Raw genomic sequence first — 16,996 nt, 5'->3', positions numbered from 1 at the left:
TTCTTTACGTTTACATCGCTATTCGTTAAACTTTGGCAGTTCTCACGTTAAATTTGTGTAAAGTTCCCCCTTCAGCTTATATTTTTCGCCTAAATTTATCGATTTCATCACTAACTGAAGCTAAATCGACAAACCGGCGGGGTGACCTTACGCAAGCTAAACCCGTATATTATGCCGCCGCACCGACTATTCCGCCTATCTCCGTACATCAGCTCTCAAAATTTATGGCGCGGCGCCAAAGCCATGGTTCTGCTATCCAGCCTGGTCCTGGCAGGCTGCGCAACCAACCAGGCAAGTCAAAAGCAGCATGCCGACAGCAGCATGCTCATACGTGCAGAACGTGATCTCTACTTGGCACAAACCCAATCTGATCCACTTGGCGCCTATCTTGCCAACCGCGAACTCAGCTACGCCAGGCGCAATCCCCCGAAATCATCATCAGCATTGGCCTCTACGGCCCTTAGCGTGTTGGGTATCAAGTATCGCTATGGTGGTGAAACGCCCGATACCGGCTTCGATTGCAGCGGGCTGGTTACCTACGCGGCCGAAAAATCCCTGGGCCTGAAACTGCCACGTCGTTCAGTCGAACTCGCACGGCTGGGCACCTCGGTCAAGCGCGACGAACTGCGTAAAGGCGACCTCGTGTTCTTCAACACGCGCGGCAGCCGCTTTTCACACGTCGGTATCTATCTGGGTGATCACAAATTCGTGCATGCCCCCCGCACCGGCAGCGTGGTACGCATAGAAAGCATGAATATTTCTTACTGGAAGAAGCGCTACAACGGCGCACGCCGCCTGGCCGCAAACATGGCACACCAGGCGGTCAGCAACTAAGGGCGTGGGCCTTTTAGGCCGCCCTTACTCCCGGGCGCCCGCCACGCGACGGCCTGGCATTCTCCGACACAACCGACTTATCGCAGGCCTCACAGTATCCACACTGATCCAGCGCCTGCTTCATGCTGCACACCGAACGCCTGCACGCCAGCACCCTTATTCCTGCGCGCTGAGCCGCAGCACGAAAGGTCTTCATGACGTTATGACCCAGAAAATCGGTCAACAAGATCAATAACTCGGTTCCCGACGGCAATTGCAGGGTTTTCTTCTGGTGCGACGGATCCCTGCCGCTGATGTGATGACGAATGGCAATATTGTGCCCCTTCAGAAGCTCGGGGATATTGCCCAGCCTATCGGCTCCTACCACGACTGCGCTGACATACTGAGACATGTTTGCTCCACACAAGTTATTTCGATAACGATAATCATTCTTATTATCAATGTCAACTTAAATTGTGTGGCAGGTGAATTTTTCTGCAGAATCAGAGTTCGGGTCTGGGATTTTTTTCTATGGCCTCTTGTACAACTTCGCGGGTCAGCTCGGGCGCCAGCATCTCGAGCAGCACATAGACATAGTCGCGCAGGAATACGCCCGATTTGACCGCAACACGCGTCACATGCGTGCCAAACAGATGACCCGCCGGCAAGCCGACCAGCCCCTGGTCGCGACGCGGGTCGAAAGCCATGCCGGCAATAATGCCTATGCCCAGGCCTACGTCCACATAAGTCTTGATGACGTCAGCGTCGATGGCTTCCAGCACAATATCGGGCGTAACATCGGCCGCGGCAAAGACTTCATCCAGAGTGCCCCGGCCCGAAAATGCATGGTCGTATGTCACGATGGGATATTCGGCCAGCTGCTTCAGGGTAATCGCCCTGGCCTGGCTTGAAGTCAGTTGTGCCAGAGGATGATCCGGACGCACGACAATGGTGTGCTCCCACGAATACACCGGCAAAGCTGCCAGGCCGGGAGTCAGGGCCAGCGTCTCGGTGGCGATGGCAACATCAGCCTGTTCATGCAGGACCATTCTTGCCAGGTGAGGCGGATTGCCCTCGGCCAGGGAAAGCCGCACCTTGGGAAAGCGCTCGCGAAACGCCGGGATGACCTTGGGCAATATGTAGCGGGCCTGCGCGTGCGTACAGGCTATGGTCAGGCCGCCTTCATCGCGTCGGGCAAACTCGTCACTGACCTTCTTCAGGTTGTCGACTTCACGCATGATGCGGTCTATGACCTGTGCCACCACCTGACCCGGCTTGGTCAGCCCTTTGATCCGCTTGCCGTGCCGCTCGAAGATCTTGACGCCCAGCTCGTCTTCAAACTCGATAATGGCCTTGGATACGCCCGGCTGCGACGTATACAAGGTACGTGCAGCCTCGGTCAGGTTGAAGTTACGGCGTATGGTTTCCCGGACAAAACGAAATTGCTGCAGATTCATAAAAAATGGCCCTTAGTCATTAAGGGCCATTATAGGTAATAAAGAAATAAATATATATTCTTTATGGTAATAAGCTTACTTCATGGAGATAGTCGTATTAACGCCCGCCGCATGCGCTGACCAGCGTGCGGTAATGGTTTTGGTTTGCGTCCAGAAATGCACGGCCTGCTTGCCGTTGGGCCCCAGGTCACCGAGCTTCGAGGCACGCGAGCCGGTGAAGCTGAACCATGCCACAGGCACGGGAATGGGAATATTGATGCCGATCTGACCCACATCGATATTGTGCTGGAAGTAACGCGCAGCCCCGCCATCCTGCGTAAATACCGCCACGCCGTTGCCATTGGGGTTGTTGTTGATGAACTCGACTGCTTCTTCCAGGGTGTCGACACCCACCACGCACAGCACCGGCCCAAAGACTTCTTCGCGATAAATGGTCATGTTGGCCGTTACCCCGTTGAACACCGTCGGGCCGACAAAGTTGCCGTTCTCGTAGCCGGGCACCGTCAGGTTGCGGCCATCAAGCAGCAGCTCGGCACCTTCATCCACGCCTTGCTGAATCAGGCTTTCCACACGCTGCTTGGCACGAGGCGAAACCAACGGACCCAGATCAGCCTGCGTATCGGAACCTACGTTCACCTTGAGCTTCTTTGCACGCTCGATGAAGTCGGGCAGCCAGTCACGCGCTTCGCCCACCATCACGGCTACCGAAGTCGCCATGCAGCGCTGACCCGCTGCACCAAAAGCGGCACCCACCAGTTGGTTAAGCGCCACTTCGCGATCGGCATCAGGCAGGATCACGCAATGGTTCTTGGCGCCCATCATGGCCTGGCAACGCTTGCCTGCCTTGGAGGCGCGCTGGTAGATTTCCGTACCCACATGCGTGGAGCCGATAAAGGAAATCGCCTTGATGTCGGGGTGATCGCACAAGCCATTGGCCGTGTCGGGCCCGCCATGCACAACGTTCAGCACGCCGGGTGGCAAACCGGCCTCCAGAGCCAGTTTCGCCAGCATCAGGGTAGAACTTGGATCCTGCTCGGAAGGCTTGAGAATAAAAGTATTGCCCGCCGTGACTGCCATGGGGAACATGAAGCACGGAAGCATGATGGGGAAGTTAAAGGCCGTGATGCCAGCGCAGACACCCAGCGGCTGTATCAGCGTATAAACATCGATACCGGTAGCGGCGTTCTCGGCATACTCGCCCAGTTGCAGGGAAGCCATCGAGCATGCGTGTTCAATCACTTCCAGCCCGCGTCCGACTTCGCCTTCCGCATCGGGCAGCGTCTTGCCGTGCTCGAGCGAAATGGATTTTGCAATAGCCGCGGTATTGTCACGCACCAACTTCTGCAGATTGAGCATGATGCGGGTACGCGCAGCCTGGCTGGTGTTGCGCCAGGTCTTGAAAGCCTCTTTGGCGTTGGAGACCGCCAGATCCAGCTCTTCCTGCGTCGCGAAAGGCACTTGCGCCACGACTTCCTGGGTAGCGGGGTTGATAACGTCACGCCATTCAGTAGTCTTGGACTGAACAAGCTCACCGCCGATAAGCAGTGGAATACGTGGAACTGCACTCATTAAGGTCTCCTTCTGGCATACATGATGCATATAAATTAAATAATCCTTGCCCGGCCCGCCGGCACATCATGATGTGCCACGCAGGCCGGACCCGCCCCCGGTCAGCTCTTCTTGACTAACGGGCAGGTGGATTCGGACAAAGGCTGGAACGCTTCTTCGGCAGGAATGGTGGCGACCAGCTTGGACAAATCCCAGTCACCAGTCGACTCCGACGGCTTCTTGGCTTCATACAAATACATATCGTGAATCACGCGACCATCAGGACGTATCGAAGCATTATGCATGACCGGATCGTCGATGGGAATTTCGCGCATTTTGTCGGCAACGACCTTGCCGTCTGTGGATTGTGCGGCTGCCACGGCTTTCAGGTAGTGCAACACACTGGAGTAGACACCCGCGTGCGTCATGGTCGGCTTCAGGCCGTCAAAAGCCTTGGCAAAGCGGTCGGACCACTTGCGCGAGTTATCGTCGAAGTCCCAGTAAAAGCCATCGACATAAGTCAGGCCCTGACCGTTTTCCAGACCGAGCGCACGCAGGTCGGACAGGAAGATCAGCAACGAGGCAAGGCGCTGGCCGCCGGCCACAATACCGAATTCACGTGCCTGCTTGATGGCATTGACGACGTCGGCACCGCTGTTGGCCAGTGCAACGACCTGAGCCTTGGAGCTTTGTGCCTGCAGCAAATAAGACGCAAAATCCGGGACACCCAATGGATGCAATACAGAACCGGCCACCGTGCCGCCCAGCTTCTTGACCATTTCTTCAGAGCCCTTCTGCAAGGAATGGCCAAAAGCATAATCAACAGTGATGAAGAACCAGGACTTGCCACCCTTGTTCACCATGGCCCGCACACCGCCTATCGACTGCGAATACACGTCGAACATCCAGTGAAAGCCCACGGGCGAACAGCTGTCGTTGGTCAGCCCTGTGGTAGCCGGACCGGAAAACAGCGCCACTTTGTTCTTTTCCTTGGCAATGCCCTGTACGGCCAACGCTACGGCAGAGTTGGTCAGGTCGGCAATTGCCGTGACACCATCGCGGTCAAACCACTCACGCGCCTTGGCCGCACCGATGTCTGCCTTGTTCTGGTTGTCGGCCGACACTACCTCGATATCCATACCCTTGCATTCCGCCGCCAGACAGTCCTCGACGGCAAGCTTGGCCGCAGCAACCGATCCGGGCCCGCCCATCGCGGCGTAAGTACCCGACATGTCGGTCAGGATGCCTATCTTGACCGGCGGTGCTGCCGCATACGCGGCGCTGCTCAACCCCACGCACAAGCTTGCGGCCAATGAGAAAGAAAATTTCTGCATGCTGTGTCTCCGTTGTCATTATGATTTTTTGTAGGTCAGGCCTTTCTGGCATGACAAGGGCGGGAAACCGCCCTTGTCCCAGTGTAGTTGTGTAAAAAAACAAATTCCATCAAAATATTTGCACATTCAATGCTAAAAATTGCACAACGAAATCATGCTGGACTGGAACGGTTTACGATATTTTCTGGAAGTGGCCCGCACACAGCGGGTCAGCGCCGCTGCATTACGTCTGGGCGTCAGGCACAGCACGGTATCGCGTCGCATACACGCCCTGGAACTGGAGCTTGGCACCCTGCTCTTTGACAAATCCAAATCGTCGGGCTTTACCCTTACCGAGGAAGGTATACGTTTCTTTGCCTACGCCGAGCAAATTGAAGGCACGCTGACCAGCGCCAGGGAGGACATCGCCGGGCAATCACAGGCCTTGTCAGGACATCTGCGGGTAGGCTCAACCGAGGGATTCGGCAATTATGTGCTGGCGCCCCTCATGACCGATTTTCAGCGGCGCTACCCGGCCATCACGCTGGACATCATGCCCGTGCCCCGCTTCATCAGTCTGTCCAAGCGCGAGGCCGATATCGCCATCGCCCTGGAGCGCCCGCAGCGCGGTCCCTATCTGTGCACCAAGCTGCTGGATTATTCGCTGAAGCTCTATGGAAACAAGGACTATCTGGCCCGCAGCGCGCCGGTACGAAAGAAGGCTGACCTGGCCGGGCACACTTTTATCGGCTATGTGGAAGAGCTGCTGTTCAGTGACCGTTTGCGCTATCTGGACGATATCGTGTCCAACAGCCGGGTCATTTTCAAAAGCACCAGCGTGATCGCGCAGTACCATGCGGCGTTGCAAGGCCAGTCACTGGCCATCCTGCCGTGTTTCATGGCCGCGCAGGATGAACGTCTGCAGCCGGTACTTGAAGACGATATCGTGGTGACGCGCAGTTTCTGGATGTATTGCCACGAGGATCTGCGGCATTCCAGGCGGGTGATGGCGTTATGGGATTTCCTGAAGAAGTCGGTGCAGTTGAATCAGGGGCTGCTGCAGGGGGAAGCCAGTACGCTGCGGTATTTGCCGTAGACGGGAGGTTCTTGAGCGATGCTGTTCGTTCTTAAGCGATGATGTGGATCCTGGCGGATACTTCGGGTTTCTAAAGGCGCTGGGGTGTGCCGTGCCGGATTACGAGCCGATCGCTGCGGTCCCGGCTGCGCCGGGACTACCCAGCACCTCGCCCGAGTCGGGGGTCGGGCGTGAACTCGCCATTCATCAGCCGCCTGTGGGCTGATGAATGCCTCAGACAGCACGCCCTCTTACGCCCCCGTCTCAGACGAAGCGCCGGCTGGCTCAAACGGCTCTCCACCCGGCACGGCACACCCCAGCGCTTAGATACTCGAGTACCGGGGCGCCTGAATCGTGGGCTAAATCGTGGGCTGACTCGATCCGTTACGGCTTCGCATGAGGACGGCGCATCGGCCGCCATGTATTTGCTTGGACAAGTGATACTCAAGTACCGCGGACTGGTCAGCACGGCGCTCCGTGAGATTCGAGTAGCCGCCGCGTGCTCTCCAGTTCCTTTTGCAGCAACTCGGCATCGGGCAGCACGGTCCGGTAGTTCGCCGCCATTACCTTGTTCGGCAGACCATCCAGCGCATACCGGGCCAGGGCATGGCCCTTGTCAGCGCACAGAATCAGGCCCACCGGTGGATTCTCACCCGGGTAGACCCAATGCTCCTTGGCATAATTGCAGTACATATGCATCTGCCCCACGTCGGCATGGGTCAGACTGCCCAGCTTCAGGTCAATGATGACCAGGCAACGCAGCTTGCGATGGAAGAACAACAGATCCACCCGATGCCAGGACTGGTCAATGCGCAAGCGCCGCTGCCGCCCGACAAAGGTGAAGCCTTCCCCCAGTTCCATCAGGAAGTCTTCCAGCCGCTGGATCAAGGCCGCCTCCATATCGGACTCCGAATACTCGTCCTTGAGGTCGAGGAACTCCAGCACATACGGGTCTTTGATGGCGTCATTGGGCGTGACGATATCCTCGGGCTTAGCCACCGAACCCTTGACCAGCATCGCAGACTTATCCTTGGACAAGGTCGTGCGCTCGTAGAACTGGCTGCCAATCTGCCGGTCGAGCTGGCGCACGCTCCAGCCGCCACGCAGCGCCTCGGCCTCGTAGAACTGGCGAGCATGGTCATCCTTGACCGACAGAAGCCGGACGTAGGCCGACCACGGCAGGGTGAAGGCCTGGGCCAGTTCGGAGAGGTCAAATTTCCGAGACACCGTCTGGGATTTCTCGGCAGACGACTCATTTCCCAATTTCCTAGACACTGTCTGGGAAATTGGGGGTGGAGGCTATAAGATAAAGAAACGCCGCATACTCTCCAGGTTGTTGACACTGCGCGCCGCATCCAGCAGTTCCACTATGCCGCCGTGGATGCCGGCATAGCCGACAGGTAAGGCAGTAGGTTTCCCCACTGTCGCAGCCGTTTTCCTTGTCATGCTGTTGCCTCCATAGAACGGGATACCCCGGTAATCGTCAACCGTCGATTCGTCACCAGTTCCGTCACATCCCGCACCGGCTTGCCCTCGGTATGAACATAGTGCATGAACATCGCCACGGTCTTGTGGCCTGTGAGCCTCTTGCCCGCCTCGGTCAGCACGCCCGAGTTGGCAATATCGGTCGTGGCCCGATGGCGGATGCCGTGCGCGCCAGCATGCGGCACGCCAGCGGCCTTGAGCGCACGCTTCCAGCCGCCATAGCGTTCGCCATGCGTCAGATGCAGGGGCAAGTTCCGGAAGGCACCGGCATTTGTTGAACTCGCCTAAGTGATTGATAAACCTGCTATATCCAGCCTTGGCGTAGTCCAGCGAAATACGATCCTGGAGTCATCTTGAAACAAAGAAACAGCCTTCCACCATTCGATATCTTAAAAAGCGGGGTGTCTCAGGGGCTGTGCAGGCGCCTCGCGCACGCCGATTTAGGCGGGGCTGGCGAGGAGGCAAGGTTGCTGCTGTTCGAGCCCGACGTTTATGGGCAGCCAGTGGCTGCCCATTCGGGCGAGTTCAGCAACCGCCTCGCCAGCCCCGCCTAAATCGGGTATCCCAGCGCAGCTGGGACGTAGCGCGTGAAGCCGGAACGGCCCCTGAGACACCCCGCTTTCTTAAGAAACCGAAAAGGCTGCAAAAAAGCCGAAAAGGCTGCAAAAAAATTGACCTGCCACGTGCCCCGTCAAAAGGTACCAGCAGCATAGAACCAGATCAGGCCGCCGACGCCGGCCCAGGATCCTTGGGCGCCTTCACCCGTAACTTGCGCCACATCATATAAAACATCAGCGCCGTGAATATCGCATGCACCAGCCATATCCCCACGCCGAAATTCAACTGGCCACTCCCTATCCACCCCCGCGACAGATTGATCAGATTCATATACAACAACCCCACCAGCCCCGCGATCAGGAAATCACCCGAGCGGCCCAGCCTGGGATTCACCGCCCCCAGCGGAATCGCCAGCAACGCAAGATTCAGCGCCGCCAGCGGCAAAGCCAGACGCCACATAATCTGCGACCTGGACTGATCCGTATTGTCGGCAAACAACCTCAGCGTCGGCCTGGCCTTGATCTGACCCTCGGCCATCTTGCGCACCGCCTCGGCTGAACTCGCTTCCGAATCACTTTCGAGCCGGAAGCCATAGCTCTCGAACTCCATCAGCCGGAAATCAGGTGCACCGGGCTTCAGGTCATACCGGTGCCCATTACTGAGCACCAGAAAGCGATCCCCGTTATCTTCGGTCTGGATACGCGCACTTTGCGCCGTGACCACGCTAAGCCAATCCGGCGACACCACCCTGGCAATAATCTTGCCCATCTCCTCGCCAGGCTCGGCAGGCTCCTCGGCAAAGAAAACACGGGCGCCATCATCCGTTTCTATGAACTGCCCCGCCGTCACCTTCGACAAATCAGAGCGCTGCTCAAAACGCTGCCGGTACTCACTGATCTGACGATAAGCCCAGGGCGACGCCATAAGCGTCAGCACCGCAATAATGATCGCCACCGGCACCGCACAGCGCAGCACAGGGCGGATCCAGTCTTTCAGCGATAACCCGCTGGCAAACCACACCACCATCTCGGACTCGCGAAAATTACGGGTAACCGTCGTCAACACCGCGATGAACAGCGACACCGACAAGATGACCGGCAAAGCCGTGATGCTGGAAAACGTGGCAAGACCAAACACCACGTTGGCGCCTATGGTGCCGTTGGCCGCTTCTCCCAGCAACCTGACCAGCAAAACGCTCAACCAAACGACCAGCAGCGTCGAGAACACGACACCGGCGTGGCTCATGATTTCGGAGACAACTGAACGTTTGAATAGTGACATGAGAGAATATACGGGATAATCGTAAGTATCTTGTCTCGACACCTACTGGAAACTGGAATGGAATTTAGCACACAGACCACTGCTTCTTTGCATCAAATCAAAACAGCAGCCCTCGCCGTGGGCGTTTTTTCGGACGGCATCCTGAGCCCTGCCGCCGACGTCCTGGACAATGCCAGCAACGGCGCACTGCGTGCCGTCATCAACGCCGAATTCAAGGCCAAGCCCAATACCCATCTGGTACTTAGAAACCTTGCTGGTGTTGTGGCTACCCGGGTCATTTTAGTCGGCTTGGGCAAACAAGACACTTATAACGCCGCAACCCATGCCGGCGCAGAACTCGTCTTTGCAAATTATTGCGCAAATGCCGGCCTTACAGAAGGCGTTTCGGCCCTGGCGTCGATCGACTGCGGCAACGTCAAACTGCGCAGCCGTGCAAAAGCCGCTGCAATCGCAGCTGGCCGCGCAACCTACCGCTACACCGCCACGGTAAGCGAAAAAACCGACGCGGCCCCCAAGCTCAGGAAAATCGCCCTATGGGTCGCCCGCAACAAGGCCAATGAAGCGCAACAAGGCCTGCGCGAAGGCAAGGCCATTGCCAACGGCATGAACCTCACCCGCTTGCTCGGTGATCTGCCCCCCAACGTCTGCACACCCACGTATCTGGGCAACACGGCCAAGAAACTAAGCAAGGAATTCAAGAGCCTCAAGGCAGAAGTCCTGGGTCTGAAACAGATCGAAGCCCTGAAAATGGGCTCCTTCCTTTCGGTTGCCCGCGGCTCCTACGAACCTCCTGCCTTCATTGTCCTGAAGCACACTGCCGGCACGAAAGTCGCAGCCAAAGACCGCAAGGCGCCCATCGTACTGGTCGGCAAAGGCATCACCTTCGATGCGGGCGGTATCTCGCTCAAGCCGGCTGCCAATATGGACGAAATGAAATACGACATGTGCGGCGCAGCCAGTGTGCTGGGCACCATGCGCTCGATCGCTGAACTGGAACTCGATCGCGACGTCATTGCCATCGTTCCTTCTTGCGAAAACCTCCCCAGCGGACGCGCCAACAAGCCAGGCGACATCGTCACCAGCATGTCGGGCAAAACCATAGAAATCCTGAATACCGACGCAGAAGGCCGTCTGGTCCTGTGCGACGCCCTGACCTATGCCGAGCGATTCAAACCGGCAGCTGTCATCGACGTTGCCACCCTGACTGGTGCCTGCGTGGTGGCGCTGGGCAATGTCAACACCGGTCTGTTCAGCACCGACGACGCCCTGGCCGAAGGCCTGCTGCAAGCCGGCCGCGAAACCAACGACACCGCATGGCGCATGCCCCTCGACGACGCCTATCAGGAACAGCTGCGTTCCAACTTTGCCGACATCGCCAATATCGGTGGGCCACCCGCAGGTGCCGTCACAGCTGCCTGCTTCCTGTCACGCTTTACAAAAAGCTATGCCTGGGCGCACCTTGATATTGCCGGCACAGCCTGGCGCAGCGGCAAAGACAAAGGCGCCTCGGGTCGTCCGGTACCCATGCTGGTCCAGTATCTGCTCGACCATGCCTGATACCCGAGCATGAGCCGAATCGACTTCGCTTTCGGTGCCCCTCATCGCTTGCGCACGGCCTGCGAGGTCGTGCGCAAGCACTATGACGCGGGTCGCCACGTATTGATCTACACGCAAGACAAACAGAAACTTGAGCGTTTCGATCGCTTGCTCTGGAGTTTCGATCCCACGGCATTTGTCCCGCACGTCATGGTCGACGACCCCCTGGCCGGCCAGACCCGGGTCTGCCTGACCTCCAGCGCACCCACCCTTCCCCAGGATGCAACGCTGCAACAGCCATGGCTCGTTAATCTCGACCTGGCCTGTCCACCCGGTTATGAACACTTTGACCGCATACTGGAAATCGTTTCCGAACACGAGGAAGACAAGCTCGCGGCCCGGCAACGATGGACACAATATAAAACCGCCGGGCACGCGCTGCGGGCGCATAAGCTGTCCTGAGCGGGCATGGCAAAAACCATTTGCATGTTCAGCTGAATGTCAGTTAACCTAAGCCCATACTTCGCCATCGTCGGCGACCCAAGCACAGCACACGAAAAGGATTCCAAATGAGCGATCTACGTCAACCCGTTACATCAGGCGGATACGGCACGAACGCGTCAGCCGTGGCGCGTAACCGCGTCCTGCGCAATACGTACTGGCTGCTGGCCCTGAGCATGGTTCCCACCGTGCTGGGCGCCATCGTCGGCCTTAATACCGGCATCAACCAGATCATGGGGTCCAGCCCTGGTGTAAGTGCCATCGTCTTTCTGGCCGGCGCCTTCGGCCTCATGTTCCTGATCGAACGCAACAAGAACAGCTCGGTAGGCGTTGCCCTGCTGCTGGCCTTCACCTTCTTCATGGGCATCATGCTGTCCCGTCTGCTGGGCCATGTACTGGGCCTTGCCAACGGGTCACAGCTCATTATGTTTGCGTTCGGCGGCACGGCCATCGTGTTCGGCGCCATGGCCAGCGTGGCATCGACCAGCAAGCGCGATTTCTCCACCATGCACAAGTTCCTGTTCATTGGTGTCATTATTCTTATCGTTGCCTCGCTGGCCAACATCTTCCTGCAAATGCCCGCCCTGATGCTCACCATCTCGGTCATGGCAGTAGCCATTTTCTCGGCACTGCTGCTGGTCGACCTGCAACGCATCGTCAACGGCGGCGAAACCAACTACGTGACCGCCACCCTGGCCGTTTATCTTGATGTCTACAATATTTTCGCCAACCTGCTGATGCTGCTTGGCATCTTTGGCGGCGACCGCGACTGATACAGCCTCGCAACAGGCGCCGGCATCAGCCCGGCCCTTGCGGTACAGAAACGCTCAGGTTTGTTGCCTGGGCGTTTCTTTTTTGCTGTTGCCGGTACGCACCCAGGCCACGGCGCCCTCGCCTGCGATCAATACCACGGCTATCCAGATTGGCACGTAAGTAAACCACGCCTGGTACGACACAGCCTCGTGCAGGAACAGATAGGCAACCCAGAACAGCAGCACAGGCTCGACATAGCCCAGTATGCCAAACAGGCCCAGCGGCAGGAGCCGGCTGGCGGAAATATAGGCCAACAGGGCCGCCGAACTGATCAGGCCCAGTAACGGCACCAGGCCAAACAGCCGTGGAAATTGTGAAAACTGTTGCATCACACTGAAGTCCTGGCTGAGCAGTATGAACAAGGCGGCCGGAGTGATGAACATCATGTCAAACCACAATGTGCTGAGCGAACCTATATGCAGGCGCCGACGCAGCATGAAATACGGTGGATAGCCAAACATGACCAACGCCGTGGCCCAGGAGAACGAGCCCAGGCGCCACAGTTCGTTAGCAACACCGACCGCTGCCACCAGCACAGCAATGGTTTGCACCCTGCTCAGGCGCTCTGCATAGAACACCCTTCCAACCAGCACCATGACCATGGGCAGCAGAAAATAGCCCATCGAAACATCCAGGCCTTTCTGGTTAAGCGGGGCCCAGGCAAACAGCCACAGCTGCACACCGATCAGGCCTGCACTGAGCATGAACAGCAGCCACAGGCGAGGCTCATGCCGCAGGCGCGCATGCAGCGCGGAAATCTCATTCCATCCCCGCGCACGGTGGATAGCCAGGGCAAGCACCGGCAGGCAAAGCAATATCCGCCATGCAAAAACCTCTGTGCCCTTCAATGGCGGCAGAACAGTCGTGTAGTAGTAAAGCGTGGCAAACAGGAATGACGACAAGACCGACAGCGCGACGCCCTGTCTTATGGGCTGCATAAACACACCTTATTGAATCGAAACAGGCGCTCACGCTTGAGGATGTCCGATACGGACTCCAGCGGCCTGCCAGGAGCCTGGGCGTATGCGGGCAGACTTTCCAGCAAGGCCTTTATGTGTTGCGGATACTCTTCCTGGCAACGCAGCAGCAGTTGGTCGGGATCCAGCAACACCAGGCCCAGGTGATGCATTTCAGAACGATTGAAGTCTCTGATATTGCGTGTCACGATGCCCACGCTGGTGTCCGGTCGCGCCGCCTGCGCGGCGCGTGCTGCCGCAATTACGTGCCAGTCTTTGGGGTCGCTGCGCTTCAGGCCTTCCTTGAATGTGCTGATTTCACCGCAGTCCGCAGCCGGAAAATCCTGCTGCAAGGCTCGCCACTGTGCGTCTATATCAGCCTGGTCCACTGCCCACAGGCGCGCAGCAGTACGGCACCATTCGTCACCGATAATACGGCTCCATGCCGGCTCGAAACAGCCTTGCTGCGCCAAATGCAGGAATCCCTGGCGCAGCACATTGGATATGAGCACACAGGTATCCAGCACAATGATCCGGGGAATGCGCACTTTCAATATCTCTGCAACTCCATCAAGACCTTGCGGGTCTGCAAGGGCCGGCTCAGCAGCTCATTCAGCCGTGCACGCAAGGACTGGCGCAAGGCCGGCTCTGTACGGGGGTCATCAAAATCCGGCGTCTCTTCTTCCAGACCATAGCCGGTTTCCTGCAACAACATCCATTCGAAGCGGCGTAAGGCGCTGGCGGCCGACTGCTGCAACGCCAGTCTTTGAAGTGCGTGCTCGTATGCGTCGTACAGCACAGGATGGGGATCTTCGCGCGGCAGCAGGCGCAGGACCAGCTCATTCATGTACCAGGCCGACATATAAGCCTGGCCACCCAGTTTTCGTATGCCTGCCGATTCGGCCCGTGTCAGGGTCTTGACTTCATTGGCGCCGCTCCAGGACAAGGCCAGGGGCTGGAAGGCCGACAATACAGGCCGCAGCACCGAATAAGGCCGCTTGGCGCCCTTGGCAACCAGTGCCAGCACACCATGCTGGCGGCTGAACACCTGAATGATCAGCGATGTTTCCCGCCAGGGTGCCGAATGCAACAGATAGGCGGCAGTATCTTGAACGCGCTGTGCCCGTTTACTCATATCCCAATTCGCGCAGGGCACTCTCGCGATCGGACCACCCTTTGCGTACCTTGATATAGACATCAAGGAATACCGGCTTTTCCAGCAGCTTGACCATGTCTTGCCGTGCTTCAGAGGCTATGCGTTTCATGTGTGCACCACCCGTGCCCAACAATATGGGTTTGTGCGTTTCGCGCTCGACCACAACGCAGGCAGCGATACGGGCGCCCGACTCGTTCTCATCCCACTGCTCGATGATGACCGTGCACCCGTAAGGGAGCTCATCACCCACCAGGCGGAATATTTTCTCGCGGATCAGTTCGGCAGCGATAAAACGCATGGGCCGGTCAGTCAGGGTATCGACCTCGAACATGGGTTCGCTTTCGGGCAACCGCGCAGCGATTTCCTGCAACAGGTTCTCAAGCTGTATGCCGCGCAATGCACTGACCGGCACCACAGCCGAATACGGATGCAAGGCCATGATCTTGCTGACGTAGGCAAACATGTCGTTCTTGCTTTTGAGCGCATCGACCTTGTTCACGACCAGTATGGTATTGCCGCCCTTGGGCAGCAAAGGCAGCAGCTGTTCGTCTCCGGCCGACCACTTGCCCGCCTCGACCACATGCACGGTGACATCCACCTCGGCCAACGCCTGTGTGACCACGCGATTCATCATGCGGTTCATGGCGCCACCGTGGCGAGTCTGGAAGCCCGGGGTGTCAACAAAGACGAATTGCTCGTTATCACGCGTCAGCACGCCGTGTATGCGATGACGTGTGGTTTGCGCCTTGCGCGAGACAATGGATATCTTGCTGCCAATCAGTGCATTGGTCAGGGTCGATTTCCCAACATTGGGACGGCCAACTACCGCCACAAAACCACAACGGAAAGGTGCAGTCATTTTTTCTCCTGGGAGACGGCTACCGGCAGGGAAAGCTGGGTCGACTTGCGAGCGCGCGGCTTACGCTGCCCCTTGGCTTGCGGTATGGCTTTGATGGCGGCAATAGCAAGCTCGGCAGCAGACTGCTCGGCGGCCCGGCGACTGGCTCCGCCTGCGGAAACCTTCACATCAAGCGCCTGAATCCGGCACTCGACTTCAAATAACTGATTATGCGCCGCGCCATGCGTGGCGACAACCGCATAGACGGGCAGGTCAAGCTTGCGTGCCTGCAGCAGTTCCTGCAGCAGTGTCTTGGGATCTTTGCCCAGCGTCTTTTCGTCGACGTTTTCGAGTATGGTCGTGTACTGACGCTCTATCACCTTCTGGGCACACTCGAAACCGCCGTCCAGATAAGCCGCTCCGAACAAGGCTTCCAGTGCGTCAGCCAGAATCGATGGACGGCGAAAACCGCCGCTTTTGAGCTCACCCTCGCCCAGACGCAAATGCTGCGAAAGATCAAGCTTGCCCGCAATATCGGCCAGGGAAGCCTGTTTGACCAGGTTGGCGCGCAGGCGCGACAGATCGCCTTCGTCTATTTGCGGAAAGCGCGCGAACAACAAAGATGCCACGACGAAATTAAGCACCGAATCGCCCAGGAATTCGAGACGCTCATTATGATGCGCGCTGTGACTGCGATGGGTAAGCGCCAGCTCCAGCAAAGAGGCGTCCTGGAACTGATGGCCCAGGGCCGCCTGCAGGGTCGTCAGACTGCTCATCAATCAAACCCGCCTATGCGGCTGGGTTCGCTGAAGTTCATCCAGATGAAGAATGCCCGGCCGACGATGTACTCATCTGGCACAAAGCCCCAATAGCGGCTGTCCAGGCTATTGTCGCGATTATCACCCATCATGAAATAATGCCCCTCTGGCACGGTGCACCGCACTCCGTTGCCCAGGTACTCGCAATTCTCGCGGTAGGGAAAATTGGAAATCGCCATGTAATCCTGCGAGGTCTGCTTGTTCAGCAGGATCTTGTGCTCTTTTTCACCCAGCTTTTCGGTGTAACGACCCACATAGGCGGAACGATCGGGTTCGAAAAAGTCGCCATCGCGAGCGCTCTGTACTACCTGTCCGTTAATGGTAAGCACCTTGTTGCGGTACTGCACGACATCGCCAGGCAGGCCAACCACCCGCTTGATATAGTCGACATCGGTATCGACCGGATAGCGGAACACCATGACGTCGCCACGGCGGGGCGAGCCCAGCTCAATGACTTTCTTGTCGAGCACGGGCAAACGAATACCGTACTGGAATTTGTTAACAAGGATGAGGTCACCATTTTGCAAGGTGGGCAGCATGGAGCCCGAAGGAATGCGGAAAGGCTCGACCACAAACGACCGCAAGGCAAATACGAACAGAATGACGGGAAAGAAGCTGACGCAATACTCTACCCACCACGGAGCGCGATTCGCCTTGTCATAGGCTTCCTGACGCATACGGGTGGCCTCGGCCTGCCCCATGCCGGCGACGGCCGGTTCCACTGCCGCCATGGCGGCCACGCCTTTGGCACGTCGCCTGGCACGCAAATAAAAGAAATCCAGACACCAGACCACACCGGTCAGCACCAGCAGAACAAACAAAATCAGGGCGAAATCCCAACTCATGCC

16 protein-coding genes and 2 pseudogenes are annotated in these 16,996 nt (G+C 57.6%); 5 read left to right on the top strand and 13 right to left on the bottom strand.

Features of this window, described 5'->3' with window-relative positions:
* Positions 1–243 precede the first annotated feature (243 nt).
* The gene (locus LKR43_RS02355) at positions 244–834 is read left to right on the top strand and encodes a C40 family peptidase (protein WP_227682226.1); all 591 of its coding nucleotides are present in this window, start codon (positions 244–246) and stop codon (positions 832–834) included.
* 13 nt (positions 835–847) lie between these two features.
* On the opposite strand, the gene LKR43_RS02350 is transcribed toward LKR43_RS02355, so the two are convergent.
* The 4 genes from LKR43_RS02350 to LKR43_RS02335 all read right to left on the bottom strand — a co-directional run bounded on the left by LKR43_RS02350 (position 848) and on the right by LKR43_RS02335 (position 5,152).
* Positions 848–1,225 (bottom strand): DUF2325 domain-containing protein, encoded by a 378-nt coding sequence (locus tag LKR43_RS02350; protein ID WP_227682225.1) that lies wholly within the window; start codon positions 1,223–1,225, stop codon positions 848–850.
* Between the two features lie 91 nt (positions 1,226–1,316).
* Positions 1,317–2,270, bottom strand: a complete 954-nt coding sequence (locus tag LKR43_RS02345; RefSeq protein WP_227682224.1) for a CysB family HTH-type transcriptional regulator — start codon at positions 2,268–2,270, stop codon at positions 1,317–1,319.
* 75 nt (positions 2,271–2,345) lie between these two features.
* The gene (locus LKR43_RS02340) at positions 2,346–3,839 is read right to left on the bottom strand and encodes a CoA-acylating methylmalonate-semialdehyde dehydrogenase (protein WP_227682223.1); all 1,494 of its coding nucleotides are present in this window, start codon (positions 3,837–3,839) and stop codon (positions 2,346–2,348) included.
* A 101-nt stretch (positions 3,840–3,940) separates the two neighbouring features.
* Positions 3,941–5,152 carry an ABC transporter substrate-binding protein gene (locus LKR43_RS02335; RefSeq protein WP_227682222.1) on the bottom strand — a complete coding sequence of 404 codons (1,212 nt, stop codon included), beginning with the start codon at positions 5,150–5,152 and terminating at the stop codon, positions 3,941–3,943.
* 154 nt (positions 5,153–5,306) lie between these two features.
* Between LKR43_RS02335 and LKR43_RS02330 the strand changes: the two genes are divergently transcribed.
* A complete protein-coding gene (locus tag LKR43_RS02330; RefSeq protein WP_227682221.1) occupies positions 5,307–6,227 on the top strand; it encodes a LysR family transcriptional regulator in 921 nt (306 codons plus the stop codon).
* Between the two features lie 441 nt (positions 6,228–6,668).
* Here the strand turns inward: LKR43_RS02330 and LKR43_RS02325 are convergent.
* From LKR43_RS02325 to lptF, 3 genes and pseudogenes are all read right to left on the bottom strand, one after another.
* Positions 6,669–7,652: pseudogene (locus tag LKR43_RS02325) on the bottom strand (YhcG family protein).
* Positions 7,649–7,933, bottom strand: a pseudogene (locus tag LKR43_RS02320) (tyrosine-type recombinase/integrase); the annotation flags it as partial. The pseudogenes LKR43_RS02320 and LKR43_RS02325, both read right to left, overlap by 4 nt.
* Before the next feature lie 478 nt (positions 7,934–8,411).
* The gene (lptF, locus tag LKR43_RS02315; protein WP_227682220.1) at positions 8,412–9,530 is read right to left on the bottom strand and encodes an LPS export ABC transporter permease LptF; all 1,119 of its coding nucleotides are present in this window, start codon (positions 9,528–9,530) and stop codon (positions 8,412–8,414) included.
* A 57-nt stretch (positions 9,531–9,587) separates the two neighbouring features.
* Between lptF and LKR43_RS02310 the strand changes: the two genes are divergently transcribed.
* From LKR43_RS02310 to LKR43_RS02300, 3 genes are all read left to right on the top strand, one after another.
* Positions 9,588–11,087 carry a leucyl aminopeptidase gene (locus LKR43_RS02310; protein ID WP_227682219.1) on the top strand — a complete coding sequence of 500 codons (1,500 nt, stop codon included), beginning with the start codon at positions 9,588–9,590 and terminating at the stop codon, positions 11,085–11,087.
* A 9-nt stretch (positions 11,088–11,096) separates the two neighbouring features.
* Positions 11,097–11,528 (top strand): DNA polymerase III subunit chi, encoded by a 432-nt coding sequence (locus tag LKR43_RS02305; protein ID WP_227682218.1) that lies wholly within the window; start codon positions 11,097–11,099, stop codon positions 11,526–11,528.
* A 107-nt stretch (positions 11,529–11,635) separates the two neighbouring features.
* Positions 11,636–12,340: a Bax inhibitor-1/YccA family protein gene (locus LKR43_RS02300; protein ID WP_227682217.1), complete on the top strand. Its 705-nt coding sequence runs from the start codon at positions 11,636–11,638 to the stop codon at positions 12,338–12,340.
* 54 nt (positions 12,341–12,394) lie between these two features.
* Here LKR43_RS02300 and rarD read toward each other — a convergent pair whose 3' ends face one another.
* The 6 genes from rarD to lepB are packed head-to-tail and all read right to left on the bottom strand — an operon-like array spanning position 12,395 to position 16,993.
* Entirely contained in the window at positions 12,395–13,318 is a 924-nt protein-coding gene (gene rarD / locus LKR43_RS02295) for an EamA family transporter RarD (RefSeq protein WP_227682216.1), read from the bottom strand.
* The gene (locus LKR43_RS02290) at positions 13,306–13,884 is read right to left on the bottom strand and encodes a PIN domain-containing protein (protein WP_227682301.1); all 579 of its coding nucleotides are present in this window, start codon (positions 13,882–13,884) and stop codon (positions 13,306–13,308) included. Before LKR43_RS02290 ends, rarD begins: the two co-directional genes overlap by 13 nt.
* A 2-nt stretch (positions 13,885–13,886) precedes the next feature.
* Positions 13,887–14,471 (bottom strand): DNA repair protein RecO, encoded by a 585-nt coding sequence (recO, locus tag LKR43_RS02285; protein WP_227682215.1) that lies wholly within the window; start codon positions 14,469–14,471, stop codon positions 13,887–13,889.
* Positions 14,464–15,351 (bottom strand): GTPase Era, encoded by an 888-nt coding sequence (gene era / locus LKR43_RS02280; RefSeq protein WP_227682214.1) that lies wholly within the window; start codon positions 15,349–15,351, stop codon positions 14,464–14,466. The genes recO and era overlap by 8 nt, the downstream gene beginning before the upstream one ends.
* Complete coding sequence (rnc, locus tag LKR43_RS02275) at positions 15,348–16,106, bottom strand: ribonuclease III (protein WP_227682213.1); 759 nt, start codon at positions 16,104–16,106, stop codon at positions 15,348–15,350. Before rnc ends, era begins: the two co-directional genes overlap by 4 nt.
* Positions 16,106–16,993, bottom strand: a complete 888-nt coding sequence (lepB, locus tag LKR43_RS02270) for a signal peptidase I (protein WP_227682212.1) — start codon at positions 16,991–16,993, stop codon at positions 16,106–16,108. The genes rnc and lepB overlap by 1 nt, the downstream gene beginning before the upstream one ends.
* Positions 16,994–16,996: the final 3 nt, after the last annotated feature.

Origin of the sequence: Pusillimonas sp. MFBS29 (genome assembly GCF_020687695.1) — a bacterium.
In the GTDB taxonomy this organism is placed as follows: Bacteria; Pseudomonadota; Gammaproteobacteria; order Burkholderiales; family Burkholderiaceae_B; genus Pusillimonas_C.
This window is presented reverse-complemented; position numbering and strand designations above follow the sequence as displayed.

Excerpts from the sequence above, each read along its gene's own strand:
- LKR43_RS02355 (WP_227682226.1), top strand. The coding sequence starts at position 244 with ATGGTTCTGCTATCCAGCCTGGTCCTGGCAGGCTGCGCAACCAACCAG.
- LKR43_RS02350 (WP_227682225.1), bottom strand. The coding sequence starts at position 1,225 with ATGTCTCAGTATGTCAGCGCAGTCGTGGTAGGAGCCGATAGGCTGGGC.
- LKR43_RS02345 (WP_227682224.1), bottom strand. The coding sequence starts at position 2,270 with ATGAATCTGCAGCAATTTCGTTTTGTCCGGGAAACCATACGCCGTAAC.
- LKR43_RS02340 (WP_227682223.1), bottom strand. The coding sequence starts at position 3,839 with ATGAGTGCAGTTCCACGTATTCCACTGCTTATCGGCGGTGAGCTTGTT.
- LKR43_RS02335 (WP_227682222.1), bottom strand. The coding sequence starts at position 5,152 with ATGCAGAAATTTTCTTTCTCATTGGCCGCAAGCTTGTGCGTGGGGTTG.
- LKR43_RS02330 (WP_227682221.1), top strand. The coding sequence starts at position 5,307 with ATGCTGGACTGGAACGGTTTACGATATTTTCTGGAAGTGGCCCGCACA.
- lptF (WP_227682220.1), bottom strand. The coding sequence starts at position 9,530 with ATGTCACTATTCAAACGTTCAGTTGTCTCCGAAATCATGAGCCACGCC.
- LKR43_RS02310 (WP_227682219.1), top strand. The coding sequence starts at position 9,588 with ATGGAATTTAGCACACAGACCACTGCTTCTTTGCATCAAATCAAAACA.
- LKR43_RS02305 (WP_227682218.1), top strand. The coding sequence starts at position 11,097 with ATGAGCCGAATCGACTTCGCTTTCGGTGCCCCTCATCGCTTGCGCACG.
- LKR43_RS02300 (WP_227682217.1), top strand. The coding sequence starts at position 11,636 with ATGAGCGATCTACGTCAACCCGTTACATCAGGCGGATACGGCACGAAC.
- rarD (WP_227682216.1), bottom strand. The coding sequence starts at position 13,318 with ATGCAGCCCATAAGACAGGGCGTCGCGCTGTCGGTCTTGTCGTCATTC.
- recO (WP_227682215.1), bottom strand. The coding sequence starts at position 14,471 with ATGAGTAAACGGGCACAGCGCGTTCAAGATACTGCCGCCTATCTGTTG.
- era (WP_227682214.1), bottom strand. The coding sequence starts at position 15,351 with ATGACTGCACCTTTCCGTTGTGGTTTTGTGGCGGTAGTTGGCCGTCCC.
- rnc (WP_227682213.1), bottom strand. The coding sequence starts at position 16,106 with ATGAGCAGTCTGACGACCCTGCAGGCGGCCCTGGGCCATCAGTTCCAG.
- lepB (WP_227682212.1), bottom strand. The coding sequence starts at position 16,993 with ATGAGTTGGGATTTCGCCCTGATTTTGTTTGTTCTGCTGGTGCTGACC.